This window comes from Cupriavidus metallidurans CH34 (genome assembly GCF_000196015.1).
Lineage (GTDB): Bacteria > Pseudomonadota > Gammaproteobacteria > Burkholderiales > Burkholderiaceae > Cupriavidus > Cupriavidus metallidurans.
Genome location: NC_007973.1, coordinates 995,425 through 1,007,152 on the forward strand (window position 1 = coordinate 995,425; position 11,728 = coordinate 1,007,152).

Genomic DNA, 11,728 nt, shown 5'->3' on the forward strand with positions numbered 1-11,728 from the left:
GTCTTATTGCCCGCGCTTCAGGTACACGTGGAAGCCCTGATCCGCGTATGCCGTCGGAGGCAGGTCGTCGAGCAGCATCGCCGTATCCACGTCGGCGAGTTCCTCGACGCGCTTCTGCTGCTGCCAGTGGTAGATGCCGATGAGTCCGGCGCCGAGCGCCACCAGCGTCCAGACGAGCGCGAGCTTGCGCAGCCATGCACCGGCACGGTGCAGCGGCGTGTCGTCTTCTTCCTCGAAGGCGTAGCCGTGATGGCCGCCCGGCAGGGCAAGTTGCGGCACATGTACCCGCACTTCGGCTTTCTTCGCGGCAAGCGCCATGCGCCGCGCGGCGGCGAGCCGTTCGGCAACGTCCGGCGACAGTGCATCCGCCGAGGCATCAAGTGCCAGGCGAATCTCGTGGGCGAAGCGCCGTTCCTGGATATCTCGTTCGTTTCTGCTCATAGTCGGACCCCCCGCGCGCGCAAGGCTTGCGCCAGAGTATGCGTTGCACGGGAACAGTGCGTCTTGACGCTGCCCTCGGAACAGCCCATCACGGCTGCTGTTTCGGCTACGTCCATATCCTCCCAGTAACGCATCAGGAAAGCCTCGCGTTGACGCGTGGGCAGACGCTGGATTTCCTGCTCGATGATATGCATGACCTGCGCGCGTTCGACCTTGTCGGCGCTGCTTTCTGCCATCTCGGTGCCGGCTTGGGCCTCCAATGTGTCGAGCAGGTCGCTATCGTCGCCCTCGCGCTCGTCGCGCAGGTTCGAAAAAAGCGTCACCCAAGTGTTGCGCACCTTCTGGCGACGGAACCAGTCGTGGATTGTGTTCTGGAGGATGCGCTGGAACAGAGGCGGGAGTTCTGCGGCAGATTTGTCGCCGTATTTCTCCGCCAGCTTGATCATGGCGTCCTGCACGATGTCCAGCGCGGCTTCGTCGTCCCGCACGGCGAACACGGCCTGCTTGAAGGCGCGTCGTTCCACGCTGGCGAGAAAGTCGGAGAGTTCCTGATCGGTGGCCATGCAGGCAAATACAGCAGTTGGGCGCGGGGGCCGGGCCGAATGTGCCGCCTAAGTCCTGCGACACTTCTAAAATGTCTGCGATGCTAGCAAAAAACACATGGACTCTGCCACTGCTGTATGCAAGTGCAGACATCATCGCAATCAACCAGTCACCGGCCGTTGTGCCGCCGCCGCATGGTTCCTGCAATTTGATGTGAATTGCCCATAGACCGCCGTGGTGCATTGCAGTATCATCGATGGTTCACGACATCAGTGGTTGTCTCATCGGACCGCTTATGAGGCGGTCTTCTCATGCAGACGCGCACCGCTTGAACCCGAGCCAAAAGCCCGGCAGAGAGCATCCAAACAATTTTTTGCCGAAAATTGCAAAGGACTGAAATGAACATGCCCAGCGCGGAATTTTCCCACGCCGATAGCAATTCATCCTCCGCTCGCGAAATGATCGGAGCGGAAATCCTCGTCAACGCACTTGCCGAAGAAGGCGTCGAATACGTCTGGGGTTATCCCGGCGGCGCAGTGCTCTATATCTACGACGAGCTCCACAAGCAAACCAAATTCGAACATATCCTGGTGCGCCACGAGCAGGCCGCCGTCCATGCCGCTGACGGGTACGCCCGTGCGACCGGCAAGGTGGGCGTTGCGCTGGTGACCTCGGGTCCGGGCGTGACCAATGCCGTGACCGGCATCGCTACCGCCTATCTGGATTCGATTCCGATGGTGGTGATCACCGGCAACGTGCCGACTCACGCGATCGGTCAGGATGCATTCCAGGAATGCGACACCGTTGGCATCACGCGCCCGATCGTCAAGCACAACTTCCTCGTGAAGGACGTGCGTGACCTGGCCGCCACGATCAAGAAGGCGTTCTTCATTGCCGCCACCGGCCGTCCCGGCCCTGTGGTGGTCGATATCCCGAAGGACGTGTCGCGCAACAGCTGCAAGTACGAGTATCCGAAGTCGATTGACATGCGCTCGTACAGCCCGGTGAACAAGGGCCATTCGGGTCAGATCCGCAAGGCCGTGGCGTTGCTGCAATCGGCCGAGCGCCCGTACATCTATTCGGGCGGTGGCGTGGTGCTGGCCAACGCAAGCGAAGAGCTGCGCGAGCTGGCCGCGCTCACCGGTCATCCGGTCACCAATACGCTGATGGGCCTGGGCGCGTTCCCCGGCACGAGCAAGCAGTTCGTTGGCATGCTCGGCATGCACGGCACGTACGAGGCCAACATGGCCATGCAGAACTGCGACGTGCTGATTGCCATCGGCGCCCGATTCGATGACCGCGTGATCGGCAACCCGTCGCACTTCACTGCGCAGGCCCGCAAGATCATCCACATCGACATCGACCCGTCGTCGATCTCGAAGCGCGTCAAGGTGGACATTCCCATCGTTGGCAACGTCAAGGACGTGCTGCAGGAACTGATTTCCCAGATCAAGACGAGCGATATCAAGCCCAAGCGCGAGGCTCTGGCCAAGTGGTGGGAACAGATCGAGAAGTGGCGCTCGGTGGACTGCCTCAAGTACGACCGCAGTTCCGAGATCATCAAGCCGCAGTACGTGGTGGAAAAGATCTGGGAACTGACGCACGGCGACGCATTCATCTGCTCCGACGTGGGCCAGCACCAGATGTGGGCCGCGCAGTTCTACAAGTTCAACGAGCCGCGTCGCTGGATCAATTCCGGTGGCCTCGGCACGATGGGCGTGGGTCTGCCGTACGCAATGGGCATCAAGAAGGCATTCCCGGACAAGGAAGTCGTCACCATCACTGGTGAAGGCTCGATCCAGATGTGTATCCAGGAACTGTCGACCTGCCTGCAGTACGACACCCCGGTCAAGATCTGCTCGCTGAACAACGGATATCTGGGCATGGTGCGCCAGTGGCAGGAAATCGAGTACGACAATCGTTACTCGCATTCCTACATGCAGGCATTGCCCGACTTCGTCAAACTCGCCGAAGCCTATGGCCACGTGGGGATGCGCATCGAGAAGAGCTCCGATGTGGAACCCGCGTTGCGCGAGGCTTTCCGACTCAAGGACCGTACCGTGTTCCTGGACTTCCAGACCGACCCCACTGAAAACGTGTGGCCAATGGTTCAGGCTGGCAAGGGTATCTCCGAAATGCTGCTTGGCGCGGAGGACCTGTAATGCGACACATCATCTCGGTCCTGCTGGAGAATGAACCCGGCGCGCTGTCGCGCGTGGTGGGCCTGTTTTCGGCACGTGGATACAACATCGAGACGCTGACGGTGGCACCCACCGAAGACGCGTCGCTGTCGCGGATGACCATCGTCACCACCGGTTCGGACGACGTGATCGAGCAGATCACCAAGCACCTGAACCGTCTGGTGGAAGTGGTCAAAGTGGTGGACCTGACCGAAGGCGCGCACATCGAGCGCGAGCTGATGCTCGTGAAGGTGCGTGCCGTAGGCAAGGAGCGCGAGGAAATGAAGCGCACCGCCGACATTTTCCGTGGCCGCATCATCGACGTGACCGAAAAGACGTACACCATCGAGCTGACCGGCAACGGCGGCAAGCTGGATGCGTTCCTCGATGCCATCGACCGCACCGCGATCCTGGAAACCGTCCGTACCGGCGGTTCGGGAATCGGCCGCGGCGAGCGCATCCTGAAGGTCTGACCGGCGCCCCCGGCAGCTACCGGCCAAAAGCCGACACGCAGTATCCCGAAGCAGCGCAGCGCGCTCAGTCCAGAATTGGCAAACGCGCGCTTCGCCGCCACCCAATAAGCAGATTTTGAGAAATTGAAGGAACCATCATGAAAGTGTTTTACGACAAGGACGCCGACCTCTCCCTCATCAAGGGCAAGAACGTCACCATCATCGGCTACGGCTCGCAAGGCCACGCCCACGCGCTGAACCTGAAGGATTCGGGCGTGAACGTGACCGTTGGTCTGCGCAAGAGCGGCGCGTCGTGGAACAAGGCCGTGAACGCCGGCCTGCAGGTCAAGGAAGTGGCCGAGGCAGTGAAGGGCGCTGACGTGGTCATGATCCTGCTGCCGGACGAGCAGATCGCCGACGTGTACAAGAACGAAGTGCACGCCAACATCAAGGAAGGCGCCGCGCTGGCCTTCGCCCACGGCTTCAACGTGCACTACGGCGCCGTGATCCCGCGTGCCGACCTGGACGTGATCATGATCGCCCCGAAGGCCCCGGGCCACACCGTGCGTTCGACGTACGCGCAAGGTGGCGGCGTGCCGCACCTGATCGCCGTGCATCAGAACAAGTCCGGCGCTGCCCGTGACATCGCTCTGTCGTACGCTACCGCCAACGGCGGCGGCCGCGCCGGCATCATCGAGACCAACTTCCGCGAAGAAACCGAAACCGACCTGTTCGGCGAGCAAGCCGTGCTGTGCGGCGGTACCGTCGAGCTGATCAAGGCTGGCTTCGAAACGCTGGTGGAAGCCGGCTACGCTCCGGAAATGGCCTACTTCGAGTGCCTGCACGAGCTGAAGCTGATCGTCGACCTGATCTACGAAGGCGGCATCGCCAACATGAACTACTCGATCTCGAACAACGCCGAGTATGGTGAGTACGTCACCGGCCCGCGCGTGGTGACCGAAGAGACCAAGAAGGCCATGAAGCAGTGCCTGAAGGACATCCAGACCGGCGAATACGCCAAGAGCTTCCTGCTCGAGAACAAGGCTGGCGCCCCGACGCTGATCTCGCGCCGTCGCCTGACCGCCGAGCACCAGATCGAGGAAGTGGGCGGCAAGCTGCGCGCGATGATGCCGTGGATCGCCAAGAACAAGCTGGTTGACCAGTCGAAGAACTAAGCAGTACCGGGCGAAGCAGGGCGCCGTGGCGTCCTGCGCACCCTGGAAGCCGCCGGGCTTTCCGCCAGATCCTGTGTTGCAGGAGACATTCTGGCGGGGGCCGGGCGGCTTTTTGCTATCCTTGTCGGGCTTTTCAGGCCCAGGCCTGATCTTTTTTCTTATCTTTCCTTCGCGGCGCTCCCTGCCCACGGAAATCACCGAACATCTTCTGCATGAATTATCCTCATCCGCTGATCGCCCGTGAAGGCTGGCCATTCCTGGCCGGCGCATTCATTGTCTCGGTGCTGGTGCATATCAGCGCGGGCTTCTGGGGCGCTCTGCCGCTGTGGATCGTCACGCTGTTCGTGCTTCAGTTCTTTCGCGATCCGCCTCGGCCGATTCCGTCTGCGCCAAACGCAATCCTGGCGCCTGCCGATGGCCGCATTGTCGTGGTTGAGAAAACGCAGGACCCGTACGCGGGCCGCGAGGCACTGAAGATCAGCGTGTTCATGAATGTGTTCAACGTGCACTCGAACCGCTCGTCGCTCGATGGCAAGGTGGAGAAGCTCGAGTACTTTCCCGGCAAGTTCGTCAATGCCGATCTCGACAAGGCATCGATGGAGAACGAGCGCAATGCCGTCGTGATCCGCCGTGCGTCGGATGGCCAGGTGGTGACGCTGGTGCAGGTGGCTGGTCTGGTGGCGCGCCGTATCCTGTGCTACATCAATGTGGGCGACATGCTGTCGCGTGGTCAGCGCTACGGCTTTATCCGTTTCGGTTCGCGGGTGGATGTGTACCTGCCCACGGATGCCCGTCCGCGCGTGACGATTGGCGAGAAAGTTTCGGCGTCGGCGACCGTGCTGGCTGATCTGGATGTGCGGGCGTAAGCGCGCCTGCTACAGGGGACACTGAATGGGTGCCTTCAATCGACGCAACAAGCGCGTCAACAACGGTAACGTGACGCACCTGCGTCCGTTTCGCCGTAACCAATTGCGCAACGACAATGCGTATGACCCGGACGAGCACGATCTGGAGTACGTGCGTCCGCGCCGTCGTGGCATTTATCTGCTGCCCAACGCCTTTACCACCGCTGCATTGTTCGCAGGCTTCTTTGCGATCGTGCAGGCGATGAACATGCGCTTCGACGTGGCGGCCATCGCAATCTTTGCGGCGATGGTGCTCGATGGCATGGATGGCCGCGTGGCCCGCATCACGAACACGCAGAGCGCGTTTGGCGAACAGTACGATTCGCTGTCGGACATGACGTCGTTCGGCGTGGCGCCGGCTCTGGTCATGTATGAGTGGATCCTGCATGACCTGGGCAAGTGGGGCTGGATTGCCGCCTTTGTCTACTGCACTTGCGCGGCGCTACGACTGGCGCGCTTCAATGCCAATATTGGCGTGGTCGACAAGCGCTTCTTCCAGGGGCTGCCGAGCCCGGCTGCCGCGGCGTTGGTGGCGGGCTTTGTCTGGCTGGCGATCGACAACAAGCTGCCCGTCAAGGAGCTCTGGATGCCGTGGGTCGCATTCGGCATCACGCTCTATGCCGGCTTGTCGATGGTGTCCAATGCGCCGTTCTACAGCGGTAAGGCACTGGATGTGCGCTATCGCGTGCCGTTCGGCATGATGGTGCTGGTACTCGTGCTGTTCGTGGTCGTGTCTTCCGATCCACCCGTGGCACTGTTTGGCCTGTTCGTCGCCTATGCGATTTCAGGTTACCTGCTTTGGGCATGGCGAACGCTGCACGGTCAGCGTGGCGGCGTCGACAAGTCGCGCGCGCCGGGCAACGGCTCAGGCGGCAACTGATCCAACGTAGGAATAAAGGCGCTTTCGGGCGCCTTTGCTTTTCTGTAGTCTGTGCGTTGTACGTTTCACCCACCCTCAGGAGCACATCATGGGCATGTTTGACTTCATCAAGGAAGCGGGAGAGAAGCTGTTCGGCAAGGGAGAGGCCAAGGCGGCCCAGGATGCGGCTGTGGCCGATCCGTCGACGGACAAGGTCGATGCCGCCAACCGTGCGGCTGGCGATGCCATCGAGGCTTATATCGCGCAGATGGGACTGTCCGCGACGGGGCTGACAGTCACGGTTGACGGCTCGCAGGGCAAGGTCACGGTCTTTGGCGTGGCGGCTGACCAGGCAACGCGCGAGAAGATCATTCTGTGCTGCGGCAACGTGGAAGGCGTGGATTCGGTCGAGGACAAGATGTCTGTCAACGTCGAATCGGACGAGTCACAATGGCACACCGTCGTGAAGGGCGACACGCTCTGGGCGATCTCCCAGGCCGCCTATGGCAACGGCGCCGAATACAACAAGATCTTCGAGGCCAACAAGCCGATGTTGTCGAACCCGGACAAGATCTACCCTGGTCAGAAACTGCGGATTCCGCCGAAGTGAGTCGCTGGCAGATATCGGGAATGATGCGGTTGCACACACGCGCCAAACCGGATATAGTCGCCGACATGATTTCGCGCCAGACCCTAATCGCTCGCACCATTCTAGGTGGCCTACTAGGCCATCAGGTCGGGTTGCGCGCGCGCTAAGGGTCACCAATCGCCTTAACGCGGAATCACCAGGATTCTTTCGAACGCCCCGGCCTGCATCGTTGCACGCCGGGGCGTTTTGCATTCTGACGCGATTGTCCGGCAGCAAGATTGAGATCGGGACAGCACGGCACAACAGGGTACAGCCCAGGAGCTCCACAAAATGTCTGACAAACTCATCATTTTCGACACCACCTTGCGTGACGGCGAGCAGTCGCCCGGCGCGTCCATGACCCGCGAAGAGAAGATTCGCATTGCGCGTCAGCTTGAACGCCTGAAGGTCGACGTGATCGAGGCCGGTTTTGCGGCAAGCTCCAATGGTGACTTCGAGGCCATCCGCTCGATCGCCCAGGTGGTCAAGGATTCGACGATATGCTCGTTGGCCCGTGCCAATGACAAGGACATCGCTCGTGCCGCCGAGGCGCTCAAGCCGGCAAACTCGTTCCGTATCCACACGTTCATCGCCACCTCGGCGCTGCACATGGAAAAGAAGCTGCGCATGACGCCGGACCAGGTTTATGAGCAGGCACGTCTGGCCGTGCGCTTCGCGCGCCAGTTCACGGACGACATCGAGTTCTCGCCGGAGGATGGCAGTCGCTCGGACATGGACTTCCTGTGCCGCGTGCTCGAAGGCGTGATCGCCGAGGGCGCCACCACGATCAACCTGCCCGACACCGTGGGCTATGCCGTGCCAGAAGGCTATGCCGAGTTGATCCGCTCGGTGCGCGAGCGCATTCCGAACTCGGACAAGGCCGTATGGTCGGTGCATTGCCACAATGACCTCGGCATGGCCGTGGCAAACTCCCTGGCTGCTGTGAAGCTCGGCGGCGCGCGCCAGATCGAGTGCACGATCAACGGCCTTGGCGAACGCGCGGGTAACACCAGCCTGGAAGAAGTAGTGATGGCCGTGAAGACGCGCCGTGACTATTTCAACATGGATGTGGGCATCGACACGACCCAGATCGTGCCGGCCTCAAAGCTTGTGTCGCAGATTACCGGCTTCGTCGTGCAGCCGAACAAGGCCGTGGTGGGCGCTAACGCGTTTGCCCATGCATCCGGCATTCACCAGGATGGCGTGCTCAAGGCGCGCGATACCTACGAGATCATGCGCGCCGAGGATGTGGGCTGGACGGCCAACAAGATCGTGCTTGGCAAGCTCTCGGGCCGCAATGCGTTCAAGCAGCGTCTGCAGGAGCTTGGCGTCCAACTCGAAAGCGAAGCGGAGATCAATGCGGCATTTGCTCGCTTCAAGGAGCTCGCCGACCAGAAGGCCGAGATCTTCGACGAAGACATCATGGCGATCGTCTCCGATGAAGAGCAAGAGCACGCCAATGAGCACTATCGCTTCATCTCGCTGTCGCAGCGCTCGGAAACGGGTGAGCGCCCCCATGCTCGCGTGGTGTTCAACATTGATGGCAGCGAGCAGACCGGCGAAGCCGAAGGCAATGGTCCGGTGGACGCCACGCTGCACGCGATCGAAGGCAAGGTCAACAGCGGTGCCGAACTGGTGCTGTACTCGGTGAACGCGATCACCGCCGGCACGCAGGCCCAGGGTGAAGTCACGGTACGTCTGTCGAAGGCGGGCCGTATCGTCAATGGCGTGGGTACCGACCCGGATATCGTCGCCGCATCGGCCAAGGCCTACCTGGCCGCGCTGAACAAGCTGCACGACAAGGCTGTGCAGAAGATCAACCCGCAGATCTGATCCCGAATCCTGCGATGCCGCTGGCGGGGCTCACAAGGCCCCGCCATCATGAAACGCCCGCCAGTCGCGTATCCCGCGATGGCGGGCGTTTTGTCGTCAGCGCTCAGGGCGGTCGCGCAAGGGGTCGGGTGTCACCAGTGTCTGGCGCAGCACGCCCGTATCGTCGAACATGAAGTTGAACATCGAGTACCACTGGTCCTCGTGGAGGAAGCGGTAGCTCCAGGCCTCCTGCTTCAGGCGCGGGTAGTACTCGATCGGCTCGCGCGGCGCGCCGAAGTGTTCGAGCACGTCCTTCTTGGTCCAGGCATTGACCTTGGCCTTGTACAGTTCGGTCGTCGTCAGCATCTGGCGGAAGTTCGTCAGCTTGTCATCCCGATCGAAATCGGCCGCGTAAGAATACTCGCCGAGCGGCTGCTTCGAATAGAACCAGCGGGTTGTCCCGTCATCGAGCTTGTAGACATCGGTGGGTTTGCCGAATGCGGCCTGTACGGCGCTCTGCGGTTGGCCGATGAGCTTGAGTCCGGAGTCGACCGGGGCAAGGACGGTGCAGGCGCCCAAGGCGAGGGTGGCCAGGACGGCCCACAGAATTTGAAGCAGATGGCGGCTGCCACGCTGGTAACGGGAGGTCATGGCTTCAGGCTTGGCACATGGTGGATGCGAGTGGCGGCAGTTTAGCCGCACCGGTCGCTTCGTGTGAATGCCACGTTGCTTCTTTCAGATTCGTCTGCCTAGTCGCAACAAACTTCGCCGATCTAGTGGCATCTGGCGACGATCGATGAAGATTGCCGGTCCGGGCGCATCTGCCTTAACATCGCTCGCTTTGCTGGGTAACTGAGGAAGGCGATGGCCTGGATTCGAGGGAACAGATTGCGCGTCTGGATGGCTGCTGCGCTGTTTTGCGCGGCGGCAGCAGCGCAGGCGCAGACTGGCGCGCCAATCCGCCTGGGCATGATCGATGGCCTGTCCGGCCCCTTCGCCAACGCTGGCGAGGCCGTAGTGCGCAACCTGCGTATCGCCATCGAGCGCGTCAACGCTAGCGGCGGCGTCAAGCTCCCCGACGGGCCGCATCCGTTCGAACTGGTTACGTTCGATAGCAAGGGCAATGTCGATGAAAGCCTGATCCAGTTCCGCAGTCTGGTCGACAAGCGCATTCCGTTTGTGCTGCAGGGGAACAGCTCGGCCGTGGCCAGCGCGCTCGTAGGGGCAATCAACCGTCAGAACGCACGCCAGCCCGATGCCCGCGTGCTGTTCCTGAACTATTCGGCCGTTGATCCATCGCTGACCAACGAGAACTGCAGCTTCTGGCATTTCCGTTTTGACGCCAGCGCGGATATGCGAATGCAAGCGTTGACCGAGGCCATCCGAAGCGAGCGTTCGGTGCGCAAGGTCTACCTGATCGACCAGGACTACAGCTTCGGCCATCAGGTGGCGCGTTCGGCGCGTGAAATGCTGGCGACAAAGCGTCCGGATATCCAGATCGTCGGCGACGAGTTCCATCCGATCGGCAAGATCAAGGATTTCGCGCCGTATATCGCCAAGATCAAGGCGAGCGGCGCCGACGCGGTGATCACCGGCAACTGGGGCAATGATCTGACGCTGATGGTGAAGGCCGCGCGCGAGGGTGGCCTGAATGCGCGCTTCTACACGTTTTATGGCAACGGGCTCGGTGCGCCGGCAGCGATGGGTGACGCGGGTGTGGGCCGGGTGCTGGCCGTGGCGGAATGGCACCCGAACGTAGGCGGGGCGGCATCCGATGCGTTCTACCAGTCGTTCCGGGCGCGCTATCCGGATCCCAGGGATGACTATGTGCATCTACGCATGCAGATGATGGTGGAGATGCTGGCGCGGGCTATCGAGCGCGCTGGTTCTACCGACGCCGTAGCCGTGGGCTACGCGCTCGAGGACATGCGTTTCACCAACGCGTTTCACGAGGCCACCGTGCGGGCGGAAGACCACCAGGTCCTCCAGCCGCTTTATGTCTCGGTCATGGCGAAGCGGGGTGGCGATGTCCGCTTCGACAATGAAGGCTCCGGCTACGGATTCCGCACGATAAAGAAGCTCAAGACCGCCCAGACCACACTGCCGACCACGTGCCGTATGGAGCGCCCGCCGCGCAATTGAAGCGGGCCCCGCCACGGACTTCGCCACAGGCGGGAATTCGGCTATAATGCGCGGCTGTCGTCCTCAAGCCACCCGGCTGGATGGCGACAGATGCCTCAAGTCATTCAGGCACGACGCAGGTGGCGCATCCCGCGCTGCAGCGTTCGCAAGTGAAAGGAAATCATCATGGCAACTGCCAATATCAACAAGTCCGAGATCATCGCGAAGTTCGCTCGCGGCACCAACGACACGGGCAGCCCCGAAGTTCAGGTCGCTCTGTTGACGACCCGTATCAACGAACTGACCCCGCACTTCAAGGCCAACATGAAGGATCACCACAGCCGCCGCGGTCTGCTGCGCATGGTGAGCCGTCGCCGTCGCCTGCTGGACTACCTCAAGGCCAGCGATGCCGATCGTTACCGCGCCCTGATCGAAGCCCTGGGCCTGCGTAAGTAAGGTCTGCGGATGGCAGCACGAATCCTGCGGAAGTTGCACGCGCACGATTTCACGTGAGGCCGCAATGCCTGCGTCAGCACTGCTGAGGCAGGCATTTTGCTTTTCTGGTCCAGTGATTGATGCGCTGGGCCAAGGTTGATAGTGATGTTTGCTTCA

12 protein-coding genes are annotated in these 11,728 nt (G+C 61.3%); 9 read left to right on the top strand and 3 right to left on the bottom strand.

Annotation, left to right across the window (positions count from 1 at the left end; translation table 11 throughout):
- Nucleotides 1-3: 3 nt before the first annotated feature.
- Both RMET_RS04580 and RMET_RS04585 read right to left on the bottom strand, forming a co-directional pair.
- A complete protein-coding gene (locus tag RMET_RS04580; protein ID WP_011515735.1) occupies nt 4-441 on the bottom strand; it encodes a DUF3619 family protein in 438 nt (145 codons plus the stop codon).
- Nucleotides 438-1,004, bottom strand: coding sequence for an RNA polymerase sigma factor (locus tag RMET_RS04585; RefSeq protein WP_011515736.1), 567 nt, complete (start codon nt 1,002-1,004; stop codon nt 438-440). Before RMET_RS04585 ends, RMET_RS04580 begins: the two co-directional genes overlap by 4 nt.
- A gap of 378 nt (nt 1,005-1,382) precedes the next feature.
- On the opposite strand from RMET_RS04585, the gene RMET_RS04590 reads away from it, so the two are divergent.
- From RMET_RS04590 to RMET_RS04620, 7 genes are all read left to right on the top strand, one after another.
- Nucleotides 1,383-3,146 carry an acetolactate synthase 3 catalytic subunit gene (locus tag RMET_RS04590; RefSeq protein WP_008643327.1) on the top strand — a complete coding sequence of 588 codons (1,764 nt, stop codon included), beginning with the start codon at nt 1,383-1,385 and terminating at the stop codon, nt 3,144-3,146.
- Nucleotides 3,146-3,637, top strand: a complete 492-nt coding sequence (ilvN, locus tag RMET_RS04595; protein ID WP_008643328.1) for an acetolactate synthase small subunit — start codon at nt 3,146-3,148, stop codon at nt 3,635-3,637. The genes RMET_RS04590 and ilvN overlap by 1 nt, the downstream gene beginning before the upstream one ends.
- Before the next feature lie 137 nt (nt 3,638-3,774).
- Complete coding sequence (gene ilvC / locus RMET_RS04600; RefSeq protein ID WP_011515738.1) at nt 3,775-4,791, top strand: ketol-acid reductoisomerase; 1,017 nt, start codon at nt 3,775-3,777, stop codon at nt 4,789-4,791.
- Nucleotides 4,792-5,003: 212 nt separating this feature from the next.
- Complete coding sequence (locus tag RMET_RS04605; RefSeq protein WP_029308257.1) at nt 5,004-5,657, top strand: phosphatidylserine decarboxylase; 654 nt, start codon at nt 5,004-5,006, stop codon at nt 5,655-5,657.
- A gap of 25 nt (nt 5,658-5,682) precedes the next feature.
- Nucleotides 5,683-6,576 carry a CDP-diacylglycerol--serine O-phosphatidyltransferase gene (pssA, locus tag RMET_RS04610; RefSeq protein ID WP_008643331.1) on the top strand — a complete coding sequence of 298 codons (894 nt, stop codon included), beginning with the start codon at nt 5,683-5,685 and terminating at the stop codon, nt 6,574-6,576.
- Nucleotides 6,577-6,664: 88 nt separating this feature from the next.
- Entirely contained in the window at nt 6,665-7,165 is a 501-nt protein-coding gene (gene lysM / locus RMET_RS04615) for a peptidoglycan-binding protein LysM (protein WP_011515741.1), read from the top strand.
- Between the two features lie 309 nt (nt 7,166-7,474).
- A complete protein-coding gene (locus RMET_RS04620; RefSeq protein WP_008643333.1) occupies nt 7,475-9,016 on the top strand; it encodes a 2-isopropylmalate synthase in 1,542 nt (513 codons plus the stop codon).
- 96 nt (nt 9,017-9,112) lie between these two features.
- Here the strand turns inward: RMET_RS04620 and RMET_RS04625 are convergent, their stop codons facing one another.
- On the bottom strand, nt 9,113-9,646 hold the full coding sequence (locus RMET_RS04625; protein WP_011515742.1) for a hypothetical protein: 534 nt from the start codon (nt 9,644-9,646) through the stop codon (nt 9,113-9,115).
- Nucleotides 9,647-9,859: 213 nt separating this feature from the next.
- Between RMET_RS04625 and RMET_RS04630 the strand changes: the two genes are divergently transcribed.
- Together RMET_RS04630 and rpsO are read left to right on the top strand one after the other, a co-directional pair.
- Nucleotides 9,860-11,137, top strand: a complete 1,278-nt coding sequence (locus RMET_RS04630; RefSeq protein WP_029309926.1) for a branched-chain amino acid ABC transporter substrate-binding protein — start codon at nt 9,860-9,862, stop codon at nt 11,135-11,137.
- A 165-nt stretch (nt 11,138-11,302) separates the two neighbouring features.
- Nucleotides 11,303-11,572 carry a 30S ribosomal protein S15 gene (gene rpsO, locus RMET_RS04635; RefSeq protein ID WP_008643336.1) on the top strand — a complete coding sequence of 90 codons (270 nt, stop codon included), beginning with the start codon at nt 11,303-11,305 and terminating at the stop codon, nt 11,570-11,572.
- Nucleotides 11,573-11,728: the final 156 nt, after the last annotated feature.

Bases quoted from the DNA above. Each gene is read 5' to 3' on its own strand.
- RMET_RS04580 (WP_011515735.1), bottom strand. From the start codon at position 441: ATGAGCAGAAACGAACGAGATATCCAGGAACGGCGCTTCGCCCACGAG.
- RMET_RS04585 (WP_011515736.1), bottom strand. From the start codon at position 1,004: ATGGCCACCGATCAGGAACTCTCCGACTTTCTCGCCAGCGTGGAACGA.
- RMET_RS04605 (WP_029308257.1), top strand. From the start codon at position 5,004: ATGAATTATCCTCATCCGCTGATCGCCCGTGAAGGCTGGCCATTCCTG.
- RMET_RS04630 (WP_029309926.1), top strand. From the start codon at position 9,860: ATGGCCTGGATTCGAGGGAACAGATTGCGCGTCTGGATGGCTGCTGCG.
- RMET_RS04625 (WP_011515742.1), bottom strand. From the start codon at position 9,646: ATGACCTCCCGTTACCAGCGTGGCAGCCGCCATCTGCTTCAAATTCTG.
- ilvN (WP_008643328.1), top strand. From the start codon at position 3,146: ATGCGACACATCATCTCGGTCCTGCTGGAGAATGAACCCGGCGCGCTG.
- rpsO (WP_008643336.1), top strand. From the start codon at position 11,303: ATGGCAACTGCCAATATCAACAAGTCCGAGATCATCGCGAAGTTCGCT.
- ilvC (WP_011515738.1), top strand. From the start codon at position 3,775: ATGAAAGTGTTTTACGACAAGGACGCCGACCTCTCCCTCATCAAGGGC.
- lysM (WP_011515741.1), top strand. From the start codon at position 6,665: ATGGGCATGTTTGACTTCATCAAGGAAGCGGGAGAGAAGCTGTTCGGC.
- RMET_RS04620 (WP_008643333.1), top strand. From the start codon at position 7,475: ATGTCTGACAAACTCATCATTTTCGACACCACCTTGCGTGACGGCGAG.
- pssA (WP_008643331.1), top strand. From the start codon at position 5,683: ATGGGTGCCTTCAATCGACGCAACAAGCGCGTCAACAACGGTAACGTG.
- RMET_RS04590 (WP_008643327.1), top strand. From the start codon at position 1,383: ATGAACATGCCCAGCGCGGAATTTTCCCACGCCGATAGCAATTCATCC.